Annotated in this window: 17 protein-coding genes and 1 tRNA gene; 10 read left to right on the top strand and 8 right to left on the bottom strand. The window is 66.4% G+C overall.

Annotation, left to right across the window (positions count from 1 at the left end; genetic code table 11):
* Positions 1-7 precede the first annotated feature (7 nt).
* The gene (locus HK108_RS05145) at positions 8-1597 is read right to left on the bottom strand and encodes an alpha,alpha-trehalose-phosphate synthase (UDP-forming) (protein WP_181270752.1); all 1590 of its coding nucleotides are present in this window, start codon (positions 1595-1597) and stop codon (positions 8-10) included.
* 65 nt (positions 1598-1662) lie between these two features.
* Here HK108_RS05145 and HK108_RS05140 point away from each other — a divergent pair, with 65 nt between their 5' ends.
* From HK108_RS05140 to HK108_RS05130, 3 genes are all read left to right on the top strand, one after another.
* Positions 1663-3678 carry a serine/threonine-protein kinase gene (locus HK108_RS05140; protein ID WP_181270850.1) on the top strand — a complete coding sequence of 672 codons (2016 nt, stop codon included), beginning with the start codon at positions 1663-1665 and terminating at the stop codon, positions 3676-3678.
* Positions 3679-4039: 361 nt separating this feature from the next.
* Positions 4040-4900, top strand: coding sequence for a DsbA family protein (locus HK108_RS05135; RefSeq protein WP_181270751.1), 861 nt, complete (start codon positions 4040-4042; stop codon positions 4898-4900).
* Positions 4901-5094: 194 nt separating this feature from the next.
* A tRNA-Thr gene (locus tag HK108_RS05130) sits at positions 5095-5170 on the top strand.
* A 282-nt stretch (positions 5171-5452) separates the two neighbouring features.
* Here HK108_RS05130 and HK108_RS05125 read toward each other — a convergent pair.
* Both HK108_RS05125 and HK108_RS05120 read right to left on the bottom strand, forming a co-directional pair.
* Complete coding sequence (locus HK108_RS05125; protein ID WP_181270750.1) at positions 5453-7465, bottom strand: ABC1 kinase family protein; 2013 nt, start codon at positions 7463-7465, stop codon at positions 5453-5455.
* 118 nt (positions 7466-7583) lie between these two features.
* Complete coding sequence (locus HK108_RS05120) at positions 7584-8924, bottom strand: MFS transporter (protein WP_181270749.1); 1341 nt, start codon at positions 8922-8924, stop codon at positions 7584-7586.
* Between the two features lie 180 nt (positions 8925-9104).
* Between HK108_RS05120 and HK108_RS05115 the strand changes: the two genes are divergently transcribed.
* The gene (locus HK108_RS05115; RefSeq protein ID WP_219922210.1) at positions 9105-10307 is read left to right on the top strand and encodes a low temperature requirement protein A; all 1203 of its coding nucleotides are present in this window, start codon (positions 9105-9107) and stop codon (positions 10305-10307) included.
* Positions 10308-10442: 135 nt separating this feature from the next.
* Here the strand turns inward: HK108_RS05115 and HK108_RS05110 are convergent, their stop codons facing one another.
* Positions 10443-10754, bottom strand: coding sequence for a hypothetical protein (locus tag HK108_RS05110; protein ID WP_181270748.1), 312 nt, complete (start codon positions 10752-10754; stop codon positions 10443-10445).
* Positions 10751-11386, bottom strand: a complete 636-nt coding sequence (locus tag HK108_RS05105; protein WP_181270747.1) for a winged helix-turn-helix domain-containing protein — start codon at positions 11384-11386, stop codon at positions 10751-10753. The genes HK108_RS05110 and HK108_RS05105 overlap by 4 nt, the downstream gene beginning before the upstream one ends.
* 191 nt (positions 11387-11577) lie before the next feature.
* Here HK108_RS05105 and HK108_RS05100 point away from each other — a divergent pair, with 191 nt between their 5' ends.
* The 3 genes from HK108_RS05100 to HK108_RS05090 are packed head-to-tail and all read left to right on the top strand — an operon-like array spanning position 11578 to position 13981.
* Entirely contained in the window at positions 11578-12702 is a 1125-nt protein-coding gene (locus HK108_RS05100; RefSeq protein ID WP_181270746.1) for a M4 family metallopeptidase, read from the top strand.
* Positions 12699-13043 (top strand): protealysin inhibitor emfourin, encoded by a 345-nt coding sequence (locus tag HK108_RS05095; protein ID WP_181270745.1) that lies wholly within the window; start codon positions 12699-12701, stop codon positions 13041-13043. Before HK108_RS05100 ends, HK108_RS05095 begins: the two co-directional genes overlap by 4 nt.
* A gap of 17 nt (positions 13044-13060) precedes the next feature.
* Entirely contained in the window at positions 13061-13981 is a 921-nt protein-coding gene (locus tag HK108_RS05090) for a tryptophan 2,3-dioxygenase (protein ID WP_181270744.1), read from the top strand.
* 9 nt (positions 13982-13990) lie between these two features.
* Here the strand turns inward: HK108_RS05090 and HK108_RS05085 are convergent, their stop codons facing one another.
* Entirely contained in the window at positions 13991-14755 is a 765-nt protein-coding gene (locus HK108_RS05085; protein ID WP_181270743.1) for an alpha/beta hydrolase, read from the bottom strand.
* Positions 14752-15690 carry an SGNH/GDSL hydrolase family protein gene (locus tag HK108_RS05080; RefSeq protein ID WP_181270742.1) on the bottom strand — a complete coding sequence of 313 codons (939 nt, stop codon included), beginning with the start codon at positions 15688-15690 and terminating at the stop codon, positions 14752-14754. Before HK108_RS05080 ends, HK108_RS05085 begins: the two co-directional genes overlap by 4 nt.
* A gap of 285 nt (positions 15691-15975) precedes the next feature.
* Here HK108_RS05080 and HK108_RS05075 point away from each other — a divergent pair, with 285 nt between their 5' ends.
* Together HK108_RS05075 and HK108_RS05070 are read left to right on the top strand one after the other, a co-directional pair.
* The gene (locus HK108_RS05075; protein ID WP_181270741.1) at positions 15976-17256 is read left to right on the top strand and encodes an amidohydrolase; all 1281 of its coding nucleotides are present in this window, start codon (positions 15976-15978) and stop codon (positions 17254-17256) included.
* A complete protein-coding gene (locus HK108_RS05070) occupies positions 17253-19157 on the top strand; it encodes a threonine/serine exporter family protein (RefSeq protein ID WP_181270740.1) in 1905 nt (634 codons plus the stop codon). Before HK108_RS05075 ends, HK108_RS05070 begins: the two co-directional genes overlap by 4 nt.
* A 25-nt stretch (positions 19158-19182) precedes the next feature.
* On the opposite strand, the gene HK108_RS05065 is transcribed toward HK108_RS05070, so the two are convergent.
* A complete protein-coding gene (locus tag HK108_RS05065) occupies positions 19183-19884 on the bottom strand; it encodes a uracil-DNA glycosylase (protein ID WP_181270739.1) in 702 nt (233 codons plus the stop codon).
* Between the two features lie 453 nt (positions 19885-20337).
* On the opposite strand from HK108_RS05065, the gene HK108_RS05060 reads away from it, so the two are divergent.
* On the top strand, positions 20338-21804 hold the full coding sequence (locus HK108_RS05060; RefSeq protein ID WP_139468152.1) for an aldehyde dehydrogenase family protein: 1467 nt from the start codon (positions 20338-20340) through the stop codon (positions 21802-21804).
* The last annotated feature ends 101 nt before the right edge of the window (positions 21805-21905 follow it).

Below are 21905 nucleotides of genomic sequence, written 5' to 3'. Positions count from 1 at the left end.
TCTTCTCCTAGCGGGCGGTGGAGATATCGTCTGTCCACTCGGCATCATCGGGTCTGTCGGCGCGATCTGATGGGGCCGCCGGCACATCCGGCGGCGGTGCGGTCCGGCTCTTCTGCACCACGGCCCGTTCGGGGACGATGACCTCGGGATTGTCCTTGATGTGCTCGAGTTCGGCGAGGAAGTTCTTCGACCACCGGCTCACGGTGTCCGTTGCGACCCGCTTGCGCATCTGCTTCATCCGACGCGTGCGGGTCCTCTCGTCCATCTGCACGGCTTCGAGGATGCCCGCCTTGAGGTCGGCGATGTCGTGGGGATTGACCATCACCGCGCCCTTGAGCTGTTCGGCGGCCCCGGTGAATTCGGAGAGCACGAGGGCTCCGTCGTCTCGCCTTCGGCACGCCACATATTCCTTGGCAACGAGGTTCATCCCATCACGCAGAGCGGTCACAAGCATGACATCGGCGGCGAGGAAGAACGCTGTCATCTCATCGCGCGGATAGGAATGGTGGAGGTAGCGCACGGGAATCGATCCGACATCGACCTGCTCACCGTTGATTCGCCCGACGGCCAGTTCGACGTCGTGGCGGATGATCTTGTACTGCTCGAGCCGCTCCCGCGATGGTGTCGCGATCTGAATGAGCACGACATCCTCGACATCGAGTCGGCCCTCGGCGAGCAGCTCCCCGAACGCCTTGAGCCGGTGGCGGATGCCCTTCGTATAGTCCATCCGATCGACGCCGAGCATGACCACCCGAGGATTGCCGACCTCCTCGCGGATCTGTTTCGCCCTCTCGACGATCTTCGGATCGCGGGCGAGCTCCTCGAGATAAGGGGTGTCGATCGAGATCGGGAACGGCTCGGCGCGGACGAGGTGGGCCGGGAGGAAATCACCCGGCGGAACCGAGACGGTCGACCCCTTCGTCGCGTATCCCAGACGCCCGCGGACGGCACGGCGGAAGTTCGCTGCGTCCGCCGGCCGTTGGAACCCGATGAGGTCGGCGCCGAGGAGCCCGCGGAGGATCTCGTCGCGCCACGGCAGCTGAGCGAAGAGCTCGTAGGGCGGGAAGGGAATGTGGTTGAAGAACCCGATCGCGAGGTCAGGGCGCAGACGTCGGACCATCTGCGGAACCAACTGGAGCTGATAATCGTGAACCCACACGGTCGCGGACTGCGCAGCCACCTCGGCGACCTTGGCCGCGAAGCGCTCATTGACCCGCACATACGCGTCCCACCAGGTGCGGTGGTACTCGGGAGGGACGATGACATCGTGATAGAGCGGCCACAGTGTGGCGTTGGAAAACCCTTCGTAGTACCTGAGGACATCCTCACTTGTCAGAGTCACCGGGGTCAGGTGCATGCCGTCGATGGTGAAGGGTTCGAAATCCTCGTCGGCGACGCCCGTCCACCCGATCCAGGCACCCTCCTGGGCCTTCATCACTGGAGCCACTGCAGTGACCAAACCCCCAGGTGAGGTGCGCCATCCGCGATTCTCGTCGTCGGGATCGCGGTCGACGGGCAGGCGGTTTGCCACGACGACGAAATCGCTGTCGCCGTAGGGGATCTCGGTGCTGGGCTCGGCAGAGTCGACGGTGCTCATCTGCGCCTCCTCCTGTGTCGGTCCTTGGAATGAACTGTACTCGCTCGACTAGGCTTGGCCAGGTGATGGATCAGGAACTGGGAGGCTACCGCCTCATCGAGGAGCTCGGCTCGGGCGGCATGGGTGTCGTCTACCTCGGTGTCGACGGCGGAAACAACCCGGTCGCGGTCAAGGTCCTCCATCCGCATATCGCCAATGACGAGACCGCCAGGAAGCGTCTGGCCCGCGAAACCCGCACCCTGCGCCGGATCCGCCATCCCCGCATCGCCGAGGTGCTCGACGCCGAACTCGATTCCGCGCAGCCGTTCATCATCACCGAATTCGTCGACGGGCAGACCCTGTCCGATGATGTCCGCGACAACGGCCCCTTCGCCGAGGATGAGCTCGTCCACTTCGGCCACGCCCTCCTCGACGCTCTCAACGCCGTCCACGATGCCGGCGTCATCCACCGCGACCTCAAACCCGCCAATGTGATGATCATGGACGGTGAGCCGATGGTCATCGACTTCGGCATCGCCCAGGTCGCCGACGAAGTGCGCGTGACCGCCACCGGGCTGGTCATGGGCACCCCCGGCTATCTCTCCCCGGAGATCGCCGACGGCAAGACGTCGAGTGAGAAGACCGACTGGTGGGGATGGGCCGCGACCATGGCGTTCGCCGCCACCGGCCGCAACCCCTATGGCTCCGGACCCTTGGAAGCCGTGCTCGGTCGTGTGGCCATGGGCAAATTCGACCTCGACGGGGCGCCGAAGAACTTCGCTCCGCTCATCTCCGCCTGCCTCGACCCGAAACCCGAACGTCGTCCGTCGGGGCAGATGATCCTCGACGCTCTCGTCGACATCGAGTCCGGGCGGATGCCGCAGCTCGGGTCCGGTCCGAGCGGCGGTGCCGGCTCGGGTGGACCGCAGCGGACGTCGAGCGGCACCGCGGTCATGCCTGCCGTCGACGACGGCGGCAGCGGTCACGGCGGTGCCGGTCTTGGTGGTGCAGGTCTTGGCGGTGCCGGGGCAGCGGGGGCAGCGCTCGGGGGTGCGGCTCTGGGCGCGGGCACGGGGTACCCGGGAGCCGGCCCTTCCGGCAGCGGGCAGCCGCAGTACCCCGGATCCAGCCGACCGACCAATCATGCCGGGTCCGGTCATGGTGCCGGGCCCAACCAGGGACCGGGCTACGGTCCCGGGCAGATGCACGGGCAGCCGCCGCAGCAGGCGACCGCACCGCCGATCAGCAACCCCAACGGCGGCATCCAGGCGGGCCCGGGCTCCCCGATGGCCGGTGCCGACCTCGGCCGTTCCGGCTTCGTCCAACCCGGCCACGGACAGAACCTCGTCGGACCGAACGGTCCCGGCGGACAGCATGGCCAGGTTGCCCAGGGACAGTGGGGAGACCAGTCCGGTCCCGGCGGCCAGCCGACGCAGCAGGGCGGTCAGCTCATGGGTCCCGGGGGCCAGCCGATGCAGCCCGGCGGACAGCCGTGGACGCCGATGGGGTACCGACGAGTGCAGTCGGGCGGCTGGGTCGTCTTCGGACTCATCGCCCTGGCCGTCGCCGTCATGCCGCTCGGCCCGCTGGTCATCAGCGTCGTCGCCCTGATCTGGTCGGTGCTCGCCCGCACCGGCACACGTCTGGACCGGAAGGTCCAGCGGTACCGGTTCGACCGCGGAACGGATTCGGGCGGATTCTTCCGGGCGCTCGCCTCGGCGCCGGGAGCCATGCTGGCCTCGATCCTGACCTCGGTGGCCTCGCTCATCCTGCCGGCGATCGCGGCCGCCGCCGCGCTCGTGCTCACCCGGCTCGACATCGCCGGGATCGTGCCCAGCGGGTCGTCCGAACAATGGTCGGTGTGGGCGGCCGGCGCCGCGGGTTCGCTGGTGCTGTGGGTCGGGCCGGGAGCCTCGAGCCTGCGCTTCGGCTCACGTCTGCTCGTCTCTGGAGCCACTCGAAATCAGCTCGGCCGCCTCATCGCCTTGGCGGTGATCGCGCTGCTCGTCATCCTCGCCGTCATGGTCATCCAGTCGGGGGCGGCCATGTCCTGGTGGCCGCTGACGATTAACCCCTTCGACTACCTGCCCGGACCGGTGTGAGCAGGTCGGACTGACTGTTCGGTCTGGTGCGGGTCGGTTGGCCGGTCGTGGGCGGGTTGGTCCGGCGTGGGCGGGAAAGTGGGAGTTCGTCTGGGCGATCGTGCGCCTGGGCACATGGGCACATGGGCACATGGGCACATGGGCACCTGTTCAACTGCGCGACCGTGCGACCGTGCGATTCGATCCGTACTGATAGCCGGAAGAGCCTGAGGTAGTTGAACGTTGTAGTTGAACCTTGAATGTTTCTGGGAGTCGGCGCAGCACCTGTTTCGGTACAGTGGTGCCGTCGGGTCGCGGAAGCCGTCCCGCACCGTTCGGGCCTCAGGCCGCACCGATGTCAGACGATCCAACGTGAGGAACAATGGCGAAGAACAACTCCGCGGACGACAAGCGGAACCGCGCACGCGAGAACGCCCGCCAGATCGCGGCGAATCAGGCGAAGAAGGAGAAGACCGCGAAGACGATCCTGTACACAGGGATCGCAGTGGTCGTCGTCGCCGTGCTCGCCGTGGTCGGTGTGCTCGTATTCCAGCAGAGCAAACCCGCTGTCAGCCCCTCGAACTATGTCTCCGACGGAATCACCGTGGGCAAGGACAACACGCTCGTGCAGCCGCTGAAGATGCCCGAAGGCGAGGAATCGGATCTGCCGGCTCCGACCGAGGAGGGTGCGAAGAAGGGTGCCGCCACGGTCACCGTCTACCTCGACTTCCAGTGCCCCGGGTGCAAGGCCTTCGAGGAAGGCAATGCGAGTATGCTGCGTAAGCTCGCCAATGAGGGGGCGATCGTCGTCAACTACAAGCCGGTGTCGTTCCTCGACCGCATGTCCAGCGGCAACGAGTACTCCACCCGCGCCGCCAACCTCGCCGCCTGTGTCGTCGACAGCCAGCCCGAGGTCGCCATGGACCTGTTCGACGCACTCTACGCTCAGCAGCCGGAGGAAGGCAGCGAGGGCCGCACCGATGAGGAGCTGCTCAAGGTGGCCGAGGACGCCGGCGTCGACACCTCGAAGAAGCTCAAGGCCGATCCCGAGCAGACCGTGAAGTCCTGCGTCACGGACCGCACCTTCGACAAGTTCGTCGAACAGTCGAGCCAGACCGCTCTGGACGACGGTGTCGAAGCCACCCCGTGGGTGCTCATCAACGGCAAGCGCACCGACAAGACCAGCGACTCGCAGGCTCTGGCCACCGAGATCCTCAAGGCCACCGGAGAGTTCAAGGGCTGAGTCTCTGAGGACCTGATCGGTTCCTGTCCGAGGCTGGGCCGGACATCGTCCGGGGCAGCGCTCGGTCCGGCAGTGCACGAATGAAGGCCGGACCCCGCCGAGGTGGGGCCCGGCCTTCGTCGCCCCCGCGGTTTTGTGGCCGGGCCCGGCCATGGACTACTATCGTGTAGGCGCGCACGCTCGGTGCGCACCGCGCCTCCTTAGCTCAGTTGGTAGAGCACCGCTCTTGTAAAGCGAAGGTCGTCAGTTCGAGTCTGACAGGGGGCTCCACTCGGGAAGGCTCCGCGAACCGCTAGAACTAGCGGAACGCGGGGCTTCTTCATACCCGGGCCGTGCCGTGGCTGGGATCTGCGCTGCTGCGGGCGACGGGCCTTGGCCGCGCTCGTTCAAGCACAAGCTTCTCGTTCAAGCGCAAACATCTCTCGTTCAAGGCGGAGCGCGGCTATCGATTCGTACACGGCGCGAAAAGTGCGCTCAGCCTTGAACGAGGCAGCGGAGGCGAGTGGCCGAGCGCTGCGGTCGAGTGGCGGAGGCGAGCCGCCGGGCGACCGGCTAGGTCTGGCCGTCGCGTCGGAACACGAGCATGAGGGAGCGCATGCTCAGCACGAAGCCGCCGAAGAGCAGCACGAAGCCGAAGAACGAGTACAGGTGGATGTCCTTCGTCAGCAGCGGACCCTCATCGCTGGTGATGAGCATGATCGCTCCCACCACGGCGGCTCCGGCGAGGACGGCGACGATGAGCTGCTGAAACAGACTGGTGAGGAAGCTGCGGTCGGAGGGATTCTCGAGCACGCGCATGTTCATCGAGAACCGGCCGTGTTCGAGGTCCTCGGTGATCTTGTTGATTCGGCGGGGCATGCGGTCGATCATCGGCATCAGCTGCAGGGCCCGACGCTGCAGCTCATCGGTGATCTTCGTGCCCTTGAGCTTCGACCTCACGAGCCTGTTGCCCTCTTGCCGGGACACGGCGACGACATCGAAGTGCGGATCGATCGTCAGCAGCGCACCCTCCACGGAGGCCATCGCCCGGAATGCGGCGCTGATCGGTGCCGGCGCTGAGAATCGGTGGGCGAGCACCAGATTGAACAGGTCATCGAAGAGCTTCTGACCCTGCGCCGCACGGGTGCCGCCGCCGTAGCGCAGCAGGAGTTCGCCGACGGCTCGTTCGACCTCCCGATCGTTGAGCCCGTCGGGACGTCCGAGGAGTTCGATGAGGGCGTCGGTGGCCCCGGCGCTGTCGTTCTGGTCGATCGAGTAGAGCATGAGTCCCAGTGAGGTCTGTGTGCCCGGATCGAGTCGGCCGACCGCACCGAAGTCGAGCAGCCCCAGCTTCCCCTCGGGAGTGGTGAAGATATTGCCGGCATGCAGATCGGCGTGGAAGATCCCATCACCGATGATCTGCTCGAGCGTGGCACCCAACAGTGTGGTCGCCAACCGGGACCGCTCGGCATCACTGAGCCCGGTCAGCAGCGCCCCCGCCCGTGAGACCGGCTGTCCGGGCAGCCGATCCATGACCAGCAGGCGTTCGCCGCTGAGGCCCGGGTGGCCGTGTGGAACTGTGACGTCGAACTTCCCCGACCGTTTGAGAGAGTTCTCGATGCTGGCCATATTGTCCAGCTCGATCCGATAGTCGAGTTCCTCCTCGAGCGTGTTCGCGAAACCTGCGGCCAGTGACTGCACACCCAGATCCCTGCCCCAGGTTGTGGTTTTGTTCAGCCAACCCGCCAACCGCAGGATGATGTCGAGATCCTGAGTGACCTGATTGAGCGCCTTCGGTCGCTGCACCTTGACGATGACTTCCGTGCCGTCGAGCAGGGTCGCCTCATGGACCTGTGCCACCGAGGCGGCCGCCAGCGGCGTGGAGCCGATCCGTGCGAAAACCTCTCCGATCGGTCGACCGAGCCGCTCGGCGATGGCCGGTTCGATGACCGACCAGGGCTCGGGCGTGACCTGGGTCTGGAGGGTTTCGAGCTCACGGACGAACACCGGCGGGAGGATGTCTCTGCGGGTGGAGAGCATCTGTCCGAGCTTGACGAAGGTCACTCCCGCCTCGGCGAGGGATTCCTTGAGCGCTCGCGCGGTCTTGACGTCGCGACCAGGCGAATCCCCTCCGAAGCCGCGCAGCTGTGAGCCGAGCCCGTGCCGCACGGCGATGGACACGACCTGGGCGTAGCGGCGGCCGCGGCGACGACGGGATTTCCACCCGAAGAACAGCGACTGAGGGCTCGGCAGGGACCCGGTCGGGAAGGCCGCTTCGAGCATGACGAGGGCACCGACGCCCAGAGCGAAGATCCAACCGAAGGCGAGCACCATGAACAGCACCGCCACTCCGGGGGAGACGTCGAGTCCGTCGACGTTCTGCCCGGTGCCGGCCCGGTAGAGGTACTGGACGGTCACGGCCACGACGGCGCTCATGACGAGACCGACGGCCAGAGTGCGTGGCCAGCCGGTGGGGACGCCGACGACGCGACGGACCACGGTGGCGGCGAACCATGACTGGAGGAAGAGGAAGACGAGTGCGGCGAGGCTCACCAGCACATATCCGCCGACGTCCAATGCTTCCATCGATGACTCTCCTGATCCTGTTCGGACTCTCAGCTGTGGGCCGGCCGCTGCGGGCCTTCAGCTTCGGGCTGTCAGCCGAACATCGTCGATTCGGTCATCTCCAGCCTAGTCCGTCGAGTCAGTCCGTGCGCGGCGGATCGAGGCGCCTCCGCCTTCCGGGCAGGCCTACCTGACGGGCCCAGATGAGGATCCACACCGCACCGAGGAAGGCGAGCAGTCCCGGGAAGAGCACCCCGAACCGCAGGGTGGTCACGGTGATGATGATGGACAGCAGCGTCGGCCCGCCGAGCTTGCCGCCGTTGTTGAAGATCGCCCAGATGCCGAGGAACCGCGGCCTCCCGACCGCGGGAGAGAGGTCCGCGCCGATCGTCATATTCACGCCCGCGCCGAGGCCGTTGCCGAAAGCCATGACCGCGGCGGCGATGACCATCCCGGCGAGATCCGGTTTCGCGACCATGATGACGAACCCGGTGCCGAAGATGGACAGGCACGCGACGAGGGTCGCGACCCGGCCGAGGTGATCCTTGATGTACGCGCCGAGGAACATGACGATGAGTTCGAGCCCGGCGCCGAAGGCGATGATGAGCGAGATCGAGGACTTGTGCAGACCGATCTCGACGCCCCACAGCTGGACGACGACCGGCTGGGCGGCGCGGGCCGCCGCTAGTGCGATGATCGTGGCGCCGGTGAGGATGACCGATTTCCACCGCACGTCCAGCGGCGGCCGGCGATCCTTCTTCCTCCGCCGAGGAGGGGCGACGTCACCGTGTGCCGGATCGTTCGCCTCGGTGGGGTGGGCCGCCTCGGTGGGGTTGGGAGCATCGGCGGGTGAGGGATCGTCCGCACATGAGGTCGGGGCCGCCTCGGGGCGGTGGGGATGGTCGTCGAAGCCGGGGATCTGGGCGATCGGCAGGGTCATGATCGCGATCGCGGCGACGGCGGTGAGGCCGGAGAAGACGAACACGGACCAAATCGGGAAGACGAGCATGAGGCCGGCGCCGATCATCGGCCCGACGAGGTTGCCGACCCGCTGCGTGCCGCCGAGCGCAGTCATCGCCTTCGCGAGGTCGGCCGGCGGCATCACCTCGGCGACGACGGCCTGTCTGGCCAGGCTCCACACATCGGAGACCGGGCCGAAGACCATGAGCGCGACCGTGTAGACGAGCAGCGAATACGGCGAATCCCAGATGAAGGCGGCGACGATGGAACCGAGCACGATGATCGCCGCGCACGTGGCCACGAACATGGCCCGGAAATCGCCGAGGCGGTCGATGAGGATCCCGGCCGGCACCGTGGCCATGAGCGACACGGCCCCCATGATGCCGACGATGGCTGCGGCGAACGCCTGCGTCGAGCCCAGCGAGAGCGCCCCGAGCACGAGGATCGGCATGATCGCACCCAGGCCGACGGCGAAGAGGGCGAACGGCACGAGCACCGGCCACAGGATGGGTTTGAGCACGTGGCAAGTTTAGTTGAGGCGGGGCCGAGGCGTTCGCGGAGTCCGAGGTGAGAGCGGCTGCGGGTATGCGGAACACCGGGCGGGCCGGTTCGGCGGGTGTTGGGCCAGCGCAGCGGGGTGCCGGAGTCGGCCGGACGGCCATAGAATGTGCGAGCACTCAATCCGACCGGTGAGGATCCCATGACCGCACAGCACTCAGCCGCACCACGGTTCCGCCTCAGTCCGATGCGTCCGCGCGATCCGGGTGAAGAGGGGCGGGCAGCCAGCACGCTCGAACTCTTCTTCGACCTCGTCTTCGTCATCGCCGTCTCGATCGCGTCCTCACACCTGCATGACACGGTCACGGAGGGCCGCCTCGGCGATGGGGTGGTCAACTACCTGGTCGTGTTCTTCGGGATCTGGTGGGCGTGGATGAACTTCACGTGGTTCGCGACCTCCTTCGACACCGACGACTGGCTCTACCGAGTGCTCACGATCGTGCAGATGGGCGGGGTGCTCATCCTCGCCGCCGGCATCGGCCCCGTCTTCGAGAACGAGGACTACCGGCTGCTCATCGGCGGCTACGTGCTCATGCGCATCATCATGATCTCCCAATGGCTGCGGGCCTCTCGCGGTGCCAGGGTCGCACGGTGGACGACGATCATCTACGCGGCCGGTATTGGCCTGGCCCAGATCCTGTGGGTGATGTGGCTGGCCATCGACGACTCCATGATCCGGTCCGTGGGCCTCGTCGTGCTCATCCTCGCCGAGGTGGCTGTGCCGGTCATCGCCGAAGCCCGCGGCAAGACTCCGTGGCACCCGCACCACATCACCGAACGCTATGGCTGCTTCACGATCATCGTCCTCGGCGAGAGCCTCCTGGCCTCGGCGAACACCGTCTTCGACGCGTTGGGCGAAGTCGAGGACATCGTCCCGCTGATCTCACTGGGCGTCCTCTGCCTCATCGTCACTGCGGCGATGTGGTGGATCTACTTCTGGCCGCCGCATCACCGGGCGATCGGCAGCCTCGGCGGATCGCTCAGATACGGCTACGGCCACTACTTCATCTTCGCCGCCGCCGGTGCGTTCTCGGCCGGGGTCGGCGTGGAGGCCGATTCCCAGCTCGGTGCCAGCGCTCTGAATCCGGTGCTGGCGACGTTCACGGTCTCAGTGCCGATCGTGGTGTTCGTCCTCGGGGTATGGGTGGTCGCCATCCGCGCCAACGCCAATGCCGTCGTCAACACCGTCGTCCCGGCCTGCGCGCTGCTCGTCCTCCTCGACCCGATCATCCCGGTCCCGACTTTCCTCACCACATTCTTCATGGTCATCATCGTCATCACCCTCGTCGTGTTCCCTCCGCTCGATGACAACGGCAGGACCGGCGCCGAGGCGGTCGTGCGGTGATCGTGCTCCGCTGACGGGTGCGCGCGGGCCGGGGGAGGAGTTCGCGCGGGCCGGGAAGGAGCTCGCGCGGGCCGGGAAGGAGCTCGCGCGACCACGTGCAACAGAACGGGAGTGCCGGTCCGATCTGCGCCCTCGTCAGAACGGCAGACCGTGATAGCGGTCGATGTGCCTCTGTTTGGCGTGGTCGACCCGACGCGACATCTCCGCGGAGTCGACCTGCACGTGCAGGGCCCGGACGCGGCGACGCTCGATGAGCCACAGCGCCAGGCGCAGGACCAGACCCTCGAGGCCGGATGCCCTGGCGCGGGTGTCCTCGCCGCTGTCGACGACGAACTCCCTGGTCACGGTGATGGTGCGTTCGACGATGCGGCGCGGGTGAGATGCCCTGCCGTCGGCAGGGCCGATGCCGTCCAGGGGAGGGCGGATGGGTGCGGTGAGCGTGCTCATGATGGGGTTTCCTCTCCATCGGTCAGGGGGAAGGCGTAGAACTGGATCTGCACCGGGCGGGAGCCCGGATCATTGCGGCCGCGGTACTTGTTGATGAAGGCCATGGTGGTTCTCTCGTACTCGGCGGCGATCTCGGCGAGCTGTTCCTTGGTCAGGCGCAGATTGCTCGTCTCGCTGACCGCGGCTTCGATCCACGACTTCGGCATCCGCTGGCCGTCATAGGCGGCATCGATGAAGTGTTCGAAGTTGCGCTGTGCATTGCGCACGAATTCTCGGTTGACGTAGGACGAGGCGGTCCGTGCCGACGGGTCGAGGTCGCGTTCGGGACCGGGCACCTTCATGGCCCCGGGGATCCTCTCCCACCACTTCTCGCGCCCGCTCCGTTCGCCGGACACTTCGCGGATGAGCTGGTGCCGAGCGAGCTGACGCAGGTGGTAGCTCGTCGCACCGGAAGATTCGCCGAGGCGCTTGGCCAGGCCCGTCGCCGTCTGCGGGCCCTGCGTCGACAGTGCGTCGTAGATCGCCATCCGCAGGGGGTGGGCCAGGCCCTTGAGGGCCGAGGTGCTGATCTCGCGGACGCCGTCGGGGTGGGTGATCTCGTGAGTGGCGTCGTGTCCGGTGTCCTCGCTCATAGTGCAAAGATACGCATGCAAAGAACTCTTTGCAATACTTTCTTTGGATTGTGTTCACGTCTTCGACTGGGGTCTCGATGCGGCCAGGTCGATCGGGCTGATCGCCGGAGCCCGGCGCAGATGTGCCGGAGTCCGCCGCTAATGCGCCGGGTTCCCTATCGGTTCGTCTCTGAAAGTGGCACGCTGGAGTCATGGTCTCTCAGAGCGTCGTCCCATTTCACAGTGTCGTTCCGCCCTACCTTCTCGATGCGATCGCCGAGCGCGGCGCCGAGCGATTCCCGAAGGCCGCGGCCGCCGCGGCAAGCTGCCGGATGTCCGACGAGAGCTGTCGGAACCTGCGCTTGGCCGGACTGCGCTATACTCCTCCGGCCGATCTCGGCAGAGACGAATCCGCGCTCGCCGCACCCGCTCCGGCGGGCCTGCAGCGCCTCGTCCACGATGCGTACAACACCGAGGTGCTGCCCGGCGAACTCGTCCGCTCCGAGGGCGAAGAGCCCGTCGACGATGAGCCGGTCAACGAAGCCTATGACGGGCTCGGTGCTTCGTATTCGCTGTTCTCCGAGGTGTTCGGGCGCGATTCGCTCGATGGTGCGGGAATGCCGCTCATGGCCAGCGTCCACTATGGCAAGGACTACGACAACGCCTTCTTCGACGGCCGCCTCATGGTCTTCGGCGACGGCGACGACGAAGTGTTCACCGGGTTCACCGGTTCGCTGTCGATCATCGGCCACGAGCTCTCCCACGGTGTCATCAGCCACACCGCCGACCTCGAGTACTTCGGCCAGCCGGGAGCGCTCAACGAGCACTGCGCCGATGTCTTCGGGGCCCTCACCCAGCAGCACGACGCAGGACAGAATGCCGAGGACGCCGACTGGCTCATCGGTGCCGGAATCTTCACCCCCGAGGTGACCGGTCGTGCCCTGCGCTCCATGATCGAACCCGGCACGGCTTATGACGACGACGTCCTCGGTAAGGATCCGCAGCCTGCGCATATGGACGACTTCGTCACCACCGATTCCGACAACGGCGGGGTCCACCTGAACTCCGGGATCCCGAACCGGGCCTTCGCGCTCGCCGCCATCGCCGTGGGCGGCCCGGCCTGGGAAAGCGTCGGACAGGTCTGGTACTCCGTTCTCACAGGGGCTGAGATCACGCAGCGCACCGATTTCGCGGAGTTCGCAGAACTCACCATCGCCGAGGCGGCCGACCAGTTCGGCGCCGGATCCGACGTTCACGATGCGATCGTGTCCGGGTGGGAAACCGTGGGCATCTCCCACGCAGGTTCGGCCCGCGGAAACCAGGGGAGCAGCTGGTGAACGAGAAGCCTGCCGGTGGTTTCGGGCATCTGCTCGTCGAACGCTCGGGCGGTATCGGCGGGATGCTGCTCGTCTGGGAGGTCGACATCGACGCAAGCACCCGACGCGATGACCTGGGCCCGCGCATCGCCGAACTTCCCTGGTCCGACAGCAGGCAGAGCGATGGTGTGACGCAGAGTGATGATGCCCCGCGGGCCGCGGGTGCTGATCGATTCGCCTACCTCATCGAGAGCCGGTACGGGCGAGTCCGCTTCGGCGAGTCTCAGATGCCGCCGGAGTGGAAGCAGTTGGTCGATGACGTCCGGGAAGTCGCCGAACCGCAGAGGCGGCAACCCGGCTGACCCTTATGCTGGAGGTCATGACCGACACCAACCATGACCCGGGCAGCGACGCTCGGACGACGGCCGAGAAGAACGAACGCGACCTCGAAGCCGGGGTCCACACCGACCTCAGGGAGTCGATGACATACGGGTCGTATCTCGACCTCGACCGTCTCCTCGGCGCCCAGCATCCAGTCAGCAGTCCCGAACACCACGATGAGCTGCTCTTCATCATCCAGCACCAGACCACGGAGCTGTGGTTCCGGCTCGTCATCCACGAACTCCTCGACGCCCGGCGCCTCATCGCCGCCGATGAGCTGCAGACCGCGCTCAAGCGCATCGCCCGCGTCAAACACATCCAGAAGACCCTGACCGAGCAGTGGTCTGTCCTCGCCACGCTGACGCCGAGCGAATATGTCGGGTTCCGCGACCAGCTCGGCCGTGCCTCCGGTTTCCAGTCCTGGCAGTACCGGGCCGTGGAGTTCCTGCTCGGCAACAAGAATCGGGCCATGCTCCCGGTCTTCGACGGTGAGCCCGAGGCGCGTGCGGCCCTGGAGCAGTACCTCGAGGAACCGAGCATCTACGACGAGTTCCTCGCCTGCCTGGCCCGGCGCGGTCTTCCGGTGCCGCAGCGGCTCCTCGACCGAGACAAATCGGTCGCCCATACCTTCGATGAGGAACTGTCCGATGTCTTCCGCATCATCTACGAGAACCCGCAGAAGTACTGGCAGGAATACGAGAGCTGCGAAGAGCTCGTCGACCTCGAGGAGAACTTCCAGATCTGGCGCTACCGGCACATGCGCACCGTGTTGCGGATCATCGGCCTGAAACGCGGAACAGGCGGTTCGAGCGGAGTCGGATTCCTGCAGAAAGCGCTCGATCTCACGTTCTTCCCCGAGCTCTTCGACATCCGCACCGGAATCGAGAACGGCCCCGGAATCAGCCCCGAAGGGATCTGAGAAGCACCTTCAGCCGAGCAGCAGGTTCCTCATCTGTGCGAAGTATGGAGAATCGGGGTCGATGACATCGGCATGGTTCGCGCCCGGCAGCTCGGTCAGGGCGGCGGGGAAGACACGGGAGAATTCGACGTTGACGGTGGCATCGGCATCCCCGTGGATCGAATGCACGTCGACGCGTGCCGGGATGAGGGCGGCCCGTGAGCGCGGATCGTGGCGCAGGTAGGCTTCCAGATCGTGCTCGGGCCGTACGCCCATATAGTCGAGGACTGCTCCATCGCCGAGGTGGCCCTCAACCTCCCGCAGCAGATCGGTCACCGGTGCCAGAGGACGCAGACGGATCCGCGGACCCCCGTCGGGCAGGTGCGAAGCCCAGGCGAGTACGAGGCAGCCACCGGCCGAATGGCCCGAGACGATGAGATTGCCCTGTGCTCGTTCGCTCACGCCCCAGCGCGGCAGTTCGGCGCACACCGATTCGATGGCCGCGGTGACATCGTCGAGCAGGAGCGGCTGACCGCCGAGGCGTCGATACTCGATGGACGCGACGAGCACTCCCGACTCGGCCAGCGCCCGAGCCAACGGTCGGGCATGGGACAGATCGGTGCGGGGGCGGAAGTAGCCTCCGTGGACGAAGATGACCGTCGCTGAGGCGGTCGCCGGGTCACCATAGACCTCGACGAATTGCTCGGGGGAGTCCCCGTAGGCGTGCCGGAAGGACGGAGCCACGTCGGTCCCGGCGGCGGCGAGTTCGGGAATGCGCACGGACTCGACGCTCATCCTTCGGTACCCCGAGGTGCGTTCACCTCACCGGTTCCACCTGTGTGAGTTTCGCCCGAGCCGGTCCGGTCGGCAGTGCCCGCTTCGCCGGCGGCGCGTGTCTCACCGTTCTCCCGGGCGCGGTCGACCGCGCGAGAGCGTTCGACGAGGTCGCGGACGCGGGTGAGTTCCGCCAGCTTCGGGTCCAGAGTGTCACCTGAGGACTGCCCGCGCAGCCGGCGACCGACCCACGGGGCCAGGTACTCACGGGCCCACCGCGACTCCTCGCTCATCACCTCGCGGATCGCCCGCGTCGGACGAGCGGGAACGCCGAAGCCCTTGACCGGCAGGGAGCGGCCGCTCTCCAGGGTCGCCAGAGCCTGCTCGGCGACGAGATGGTGGCCCTTCGTCGACAGGTGGATGCGGTCGTCGGCCCACATCTCCGCGGCGTAGAGCGAACGCAGCCCCCACAGGTCGACCATATGGCAGCCGTGTCGCTGCGCGATCGACCACAGGTGGGCGTTGTAGATTCCCACGCGTGGACGCACCGCACGGATGAGCGGGGTGCTGAACTCGGTATCGAAGCCATTGCACATGAGCACCTCGATGCCGGCCTCACGCATCGCGATCACGGCGCGTTCGAACTTCGCGGCCAGGGCATCGATATCGGCCTTCGGGCGCAGGCAGTCATTGCCGCCGGCGCACAGGCTCACGAGGTCCGGCTTCATCTCGAGGACCTGCGGCACCTGGTCATCGACGATGCGGTCGAGCAGACGACCTCGGATGGCCAGATTGGCATAGGACAAGTCCGTGCTGCCCACCGACGACTCGGTGAGCATGAGCGCGAGCCGGTCGGTCCAGCCGCGGTACCGATCCTCGACCCGTGGGTCGGGATCCATCAGACCCTCACTGAACGAGTCTCCGATTGCGACGTATGAGGTGATCGGCTCAAGCATCAGGGATCCTTCTCTCTTCGGGCGATTCATCCAGACTATACGCCGGACCCGACGCGGGGACCCGTCCGCCCCATTACTACCTGACGGCGGCACAGCAACCTCGCGCGAGGTTGCTGTGCCGCCGTCAGGTAGCAATTGGGAGGGGAAGGGGGGCGGGAACTCGCCTTGGCGGAGGCCGTGCGCAAACGCGGCGAACGGCCCCGAGGTCACCCAGCCGAAACATCGAGTGGCGTAGACTCGACACCGCAGCCCGACGTCGTCGCCGACCCCCTCGCTAGGAGCAGAATGTATCGGTCAGTCCCGGTCCCAGCAGCCACAGATTTCGTCATCACGAACGCGCGGATCGTGCCCGTGGCCGATGCGTCCGGGAACCGCGCCGAGGCGATCGAATCCGGCACGCTGACGGTCAGGGACGGCCGCATCACCGAGGTGGCCCCCGGCTCCGTCGACACCTCCTCCCTCCCAGCGGACACCGAGGTCATCGATGCCGGTGGACGCTGGGTCCTGCCCGGTTTCATCGAAGCCCACGGCCACCTCGGTGTCCATGAGGACGGTGAAGGCTGGTCCGGAGACGATACGAACGAGATGACCGATCCCAACGGGGCGGGCCTGCGCGCGCTCGACAGCATCGACCCCACCGATCTCGGATTCAAGGATGCCCTGCGTGGGGGTGTCACCTCGGCGCTCATCAAACCCGGTTCCGGCAATCCCATCGGCGGTCGCACCGCTTTCCTCAAGACCTGGGGTCGGATCGTCGACGAGATGCTCGTGACGCAGGATCTGTCCGTGAAGTCCGCACTCGGCGAGAACCCGAAACGCGTATACGGAGAGAAGAAGGTCACCCCATCGACGAGGATGGGCACCGTCAAGATCATCCGCGACGCCTTCGTCGAAGCGCGGAACTACCAGGCCAAACGTGCGCAAGCCGAAGCCGACGGCACCCCGTTCGACCGCGACCTGGTCAAGGAGACTCTGGCCGACGTCCTCGACGGCAAGCTCGCATGGGACCAGCACTGCCACCGCGCCGACGATATCGCCACCGCCATCCGCCTGTCCGAGGAATTCGGCTACCGCCTCGTCATCAACCACGGGACCGAAGGCCACAAGATCGCCGACTTCATCGCGGCCAAGGGCATCGACGTCATCCTCGGCCCCCTGATGACCTCCCGGTCGAAGGTCGAACTGCGCGACCGCACCCTGGCCACCGCGGCCTCCCTCGCCGAGGCGGGAGTGCGCATCGCGCTGACCACCGACCATCCGGTCATCCCGATCAACTTCCTCATCCACGAAGCCTCCCTGGCCGTGAAGGAAGGACTCGACCCGACCGTCGCGATCGAAGCGCTGACGATCAACCCGGCCGCGATCTTCGGCCTCGACGACCGCCTCGGTTCCCTGGCGGTGGGCCGCGACGCCGATATCGTCATCTGGTCCGGCGATCCGCTCGATCTGAACTCCCGCGCCGAGACCGTCTTCGTCTCCGGCCGTCGCGTCTTCGACTGCGACGCCGCCTCAGGAACCGCGCACATCGCCGACCCACTCGGCCCGACACTCATCAGCGAGCCGTGAGCGACAGAGAACTCGAAGACGCCACCACCACCGAGGTTCGGGTCGAGGATCCGACCGAGCCGGGCCCTGTCCGGGGTTCGTCCCCGGCCCCGGCCTCCGGCAATCCGGAGGCCGGATCCCAGGCTCTGCGCGAACTGCTCGAACGCACCCGCCTGCAGCGACTTGCCGAACTGAGGGACTCCTCACCGGAACCTCAGCCCGAAGATCTCGCCAAGGCCGCCGCGGCGAAGGCGGCGAAGGCCGAACGCGGCGGCGGGCGGTCGAAATCCCGCACCGACCACCTCGGTGCGTCTCAGCGCATCGCCCAGAAGGTCGCCCGGCGCACCGTCGGCAAACTCGTCTCCGGTACGACGGAGAACACGCAGCCGGTCCCGATCGTCACCGCGCTCAAGGGCACCCCGTACCAGGCGCCCGTCCAAGCGAACGAACCGAGCGAAGACGAAGCCCGGATGATCCTCGACCTCGCCGCCGATATCGCGGCGATGATGATGCGCGCCGGTGCCGGCACCAGCGATGTCGAGGTCTCCGTCATCGCCGCGTGCACCGCGTGCGGTCTGGCCACCGTCGAGGTCGATCTGACCTCGAACACTCTTGTCGTGCACTATTCGACCTCGGACGGACGTCTGCTGACGGTGATGCGGGTCAACCGCGGTGAGTCCACGCATTTCGCGAAGCTCGCCTCGGTGCACAAGCTCGTCACCGACCTCGTCGACGGGCGTCTCGAATTCCATGAGGCACGCAGTCGTCTCGACGCGATACGCACGCAGCGGCGACCGTTCCCCGAATGGTTCACCACCGGAGCCTGGGGCTTCATGGTCGGTGCCCTCGTCCTGCTGCTCGGAGGCGGCCCGATCGCGATTCCCCTGGGCATCACGATGGCGATCGTCGTGTTCCAGTTCGGCAAGCTGCTCGGCCGCACCCACCTGCCGTCGTTCTTCATCACGGCGATTCAGGCAGCCTCGGCGACGCTCATCGCCACCATCGCCGGCGACGTCGGCATCATCGCCTCACCGCAGTACCTCGTGGCTGCCGGAATCGTTCTGCTGCTGCCGACGCAGTCGCTGTATTCGGCGGTTCAGGATGCGCTGACGAACTTCCCGCTGACCGCCGCCGGGCGGGTGGTCGGGGTGTTCATGACTCTGGCCGGCATCGTCTCCGGCATCGCCCTGGGAATCGTGTGCGGTCAGGCCATCGGACTCAGTCATATCGAAGTGCTCGTGCCGAAGACGAGCCCGCATGTGGTCACGGCGATCCTGTCGATGGTCGCGGCGGCCGTGGTGGCTATGTCCGGTGCCGTGGCGATGTCGGCCAGGCGCCGGTTCATCTTGCCGGCGGCGCTCGTCGGCCTTGCTTCGCACATCACGATGATGTCGCTGACGCTGTTGGACGTCGACAACGTGCTTGCCAGTCTGCTGGCGGCCACCGTCACCGGTTTCCTGTCGCGGCCGCTGGCGCTGCGGCTGGGAGCTCCGGCGATCGTGCTGATGATTCCCGGCATCTACACCCTTCTGCAGGGGCTGTCGATCTTCACCGCTGTCTATCAGATCGCGTCGGAATCGGAGAACGTCTCCTTCGCTGTGGGTCTCTCCTCGCTGTTCACCGCGATCCTGGCGAACGCGGCGCTCGCTGTCGGCGCTGTGCTCGGCAGCTATCTGGCGCTTCCGTTGAAGAACCTCAAGAGTCAGAGCTCGGCTGAGGAGAAGGTCGAAGAGGTGCGCAGCGGCGAGACGTCGACCTCTGTCATCGACTCGGTGCAGCCCGGTGGCGCGAAGACCCAGTCGAGTGGGACCGGAGGAGCGAAGGCTCAGTCGAGCGGGGCCGGGGTAGAGAAGGCTCAATCGGGCGAGACCGGAGAAGCGGACGCCTCGAACGAGGCCGATACCGGTCCGATTCAGATCTGATCCGGGCTCAGATCGGGTCCCGGACTCAGACCTGATCCGGCAGGGCCCAGTCGATCGGGTCGATGCCCTTCTGCGCGAGCAATTCATTCGTGCGCGAGAACGGTCGAGAACCGAAGAATCCCCGCCGTGCCGACAGAGGTGAGGGATGCGCGGATTCGATGATGGCCACCTCGGCGGTTCCTGATGTCAGCAGGGGAGCGAGGTTCCGGGCGTCGCGGCCCCAGAGGATCGCAACAAGCGGCTGATCGCGTTCGATCAGCGCGGTGATCGCCCGCTCCGTGATCTCCTCCCAGCCTTTGCCGCGGTGGGATGCGGGTTCGCCGGGGGAGACGGTGAGGGCGCGGTTGAGCAGCATGACTCCCTGGCGTGACCAGGCGCGCAGGTCCCCGTGCGCGGCCGGCGGAATCCCGAGGTCGGACTCGAGCTCCTTATAGATGTTGCCCAGCGACCGGGGCAGGGGACGGACATCGGGGTCGACGGCGAAGGACAGGCCGATGGCGTGGCCGGGCGTCGGATAAGGGTCCTGGCCGACGATGAGGACCTTGACCTCGGACAGCGGTTCGGCGAAGGCGCGGAAGACGAAGTCCCCGGAGGGCAGGTAGGCGCGACCGGCGGCGATCTCGTCGCGGAGGAAGTCGCCCATCGAGTGGATGCGCTCTTCCACTCCGGTCAGGGCGTTCGCCCAATCGGGGGACATGATCTCTGTCAGCGGGGGCGTCGACGTCATGGGCACGAGTGTAGCGATGCTCGGCGGACGAGGTCGCGCTGGGACAGTGGTGTCAGCTGCCACGGAATGGACGTCAGCTGCCAAAGAATGGACGGAGCAGGAACGGCGGTGCTGTCGCCGGCGGCGGGGATGCGGGGGCGGGAAGACGCCACGGACGTCATTGTTGGGTCGATCCACGGTGGTTTCCTCACCGATATCACCGTGGATCGACCCAACAATCCTCCATTCACCGCGCAGACGCGGGAGGGGCGAGCTTTGCGAACCCCGGCACCGCCTCGGCGACGGAGGACGATGACGTCGACACCGCCTCGGCGAGGGTGGGAATCGACCTGCGCGCATGTGCACGGAGCGCAGATCGGGTGTGCGCGATCGCCTACCGAACCGGTGTATTGCCGTTCAGCGCCACGCGTTATGCTCGGCCTAAGGAGTTCATCGTTGAACGAAAGGACCGAAATGTCGGAATTCCCAGAGGCCAAGAACTGGAAGATGCTCATCGGCGGAGAATGGGTCGATGCCGCTGACGGCGACACCACCGATGTCATCACCCCGATCGACCGCAACGTCGTCATCGCCAAGGTGCCCAACGGCAAAGAGGCCGACGCCGACCGCGCCGTCCAGGCCGCACGAAAGGCTTTCCCCGAGTGGGCGGCCCTGCCGTTCAAGGAACGCCAGAAGAAGCTTCTGGCCTGCGCCGATGCGCTCGAAGCCGCCTCGGAGGAGCTCGCCCAGCTGACTGCTCTCGACACCGGAAACGCGATCCGCACCCAGGCTCGCCCGGAGACGATCACCCTGGCCGACCTGTTCCGCTACATGGGCGGCGTCGCCGGTGAGGTCAAGGGCAACACCCTGCCCGCCGGAGACAAGCAGCTCCAGTACACCAAGCGTGTGCCGCTGGGTGTCGTCGCCGGCATTCTGCCGTGGAACTCGCCGCTGATGATCGCCGCCTTCAAGACCCCCGCCGCGATCGCCGCCGGCAACACGATCGTCCTCAAATGCGCAGAGGATGCACCGCTGACCATCCTCAAGATGGCCGAGATCATCGCCGACATCCTGCCCGCCGGTGTGCTCAACGTCGTCACCGGCAAGGGCTCGGTCATCGGTGAGGCCCTCAACGTCCACCCCGACGTCGACAAGGTCTCGTTCACCGGATCGACGAGCGTCGGCCGTCACGTCGCCGAGGTGGCCGGCGGTCGTCTCGCGCATTCGTCGATGGAGCTCGGCGGCAAGTCCCCGAACATCATCTTCCCGGACTCGAACGACGACGACACCCTCGAGCAGGTGCTGCTGTCGACCCGCTTCGCCCGCCAGGGCCAGTCGTGCACCATGGGGTCGCGTCTGTTCCTCCACGAAGACATCTACGACGATTTCCTGTCCAAGCTCGTCGACGCGGTGTCGAAGATGAAGGTCGGCGACCCCCGCGATGAGTCCACCGACATCGGCTGCATCATCAACGAGAAGCAGTACGACCAGGTCGCCAGCTATATCGAGATGGGCAAGTCGATGGACGGCGTCGAGATCGCCTACGACGGCTCCGATTCGCTGGAAGTCGGCGAACCCGGCTTCTACCACGCTCCCGTGATCTTCTCGAAGGCGAAGAACGACTGGCAGACCAGCCGTGAAGAGATCTTCGGCCCCGTCCTCTCGGTCATCCCGTGGAAGGACATCGACGAGGTCATCGACATGGCCAACGACTCCGACTTCGGACTCGCGGCCTTCGTCTTCACCAAGGACGTCGACGCGGCCCTGACCATGGCCAACCGGATCGAATCCGGCTGGGTTCAGGTCAACCAGGGCGGCGGCCAGCTGGCCGGCCAGTCTTACGGCGGCATGAAGACCTCCGGATTCGGGCGAGAGGCATCGCTGGAAGGCATGCTCGAAGGATTCACCCAGATCAAGCAGGTCAATATCCGCATCCGCTGATCCTTTTCCCCGCCGAGGCGGCCCTGCTCTTGCGGTCGAATGTGGGGCCGATCCGATCCTCGTGATCGGGTCACCCGGTTCGCCGAGGCGGCCCCGCCTCG

This window comes from Brevibacterium sediminis, from assembly GCF_013623905.1.
In the GTDB taxonomy this organism is placed as follows: domain Bacteria; phylum Actinomycetota; class Actinomycetes; order Actinomycetales; family Brevibacteriaceae; genus Brevibacterium; species Brevibacterium sediminis.
Note: the sequence above shows the minus strand (reverse complement) of the source record. Positions and strands in the feature narration are given on the sequence as shown.

Bases quoted from the DNA above. Each gene is read 5' to 3' on its own strand.
- HK108_RS05060 (WP_139468152.1), top strand. From the start codon at position 20,338: ATGTCGGAATTCCCAGAGGCCAAGAACTGGAAGATGCTCATCGGCGGA.
- HK108_RS05105 (WP_181270747.1), bottom strand. From the start codon at position 11,386: ATGAGCGAGGACACCGGACACGACGCCACTCACGAGATCACCCACCCC.
- HK108_RS05100 (WP_181270746.1), top strand. From the start codon at position 11,578: ATGGTCTCTCAGAGCGTCGTCCCATTTCACAGTGTCGTTCCGCCCTAC.
- HK108_RS05145 (WP_181270752.1), bottom strand. From the start codon at position 1,597: ATGAGCACCGTCGACTCTGCCGAGCCCAGCACCGAGATCCCCTACGGC.
- HK108_RS05140 (WP_181270850.1), top strand. From the start codon at position 1,663: ATGGATCAGGAACTGGGAGGCTACCGCCTCATCGAGGAGCTCGGCTCG.
- HK108_RS05065 (WP_181270739.1), bottom strand. From the start codon at position 19,884: ATGACGTCGACGCCCCCGCTGACAGAGATCATGTCCCCCGATTGGGCG.
- HK108_RS05090 (WP_181270744.1), top strand. From the start codon at position 13,061: ATGACCGACACCAACCATGACCCGGGCAGCGACGCTCGGACGACGGCC.
- HK108_RS05135 (WP_181270751.1), top strand. From the start codon at position 4,040: ATGGCGAAGAACAACTCCGCGGACGACAAGCGGAACCGCGCACGCGAG.
- HK108_RS05110 (WP_181270748.1), bottom strand. From the start codon at position 10,754: ATGAGCACGCTCACCGCACCCATCCGCCCTCCCCTGGACGGCATCGGC.
- HK108_RS05115 (WP_219922210.1), top strand. From the start codon at position 9,105: ATGACCGCACAGCACTCAGCCGCACCACGGTTCCGCCTCAGTCCGATG.
- HK108_RS05085 (WP_181270743.1), bottom strand. From the start codon at position 14,755: ATGAGCGTCGAGTCCGTGCGCATTCCCGAACTCGCCGCCGCCGGGACC.
- HK108_RS05075 (WP_181270741.1), top strand. From the start codon at position 15,976: ATGTATCGGTCAGTCCCGGTCCCAGCAGCCACAGATTTCGTCATCACG.
- HK108_RS05125 (WP_181270750.1), bottom strand. From the start codon at position 7,465: ATGGAAGCATTGGACGTCGGCGGATATGTGCTGGTGAGCCTCGCCGCA.
- HK108_RS05080 (WP_181270742.1), bottom strand. From the start codon at position 15,690: ATGCTTGAGCCGATCACCTCATACGTCGCAATCGGAGACTCGTTCAGT.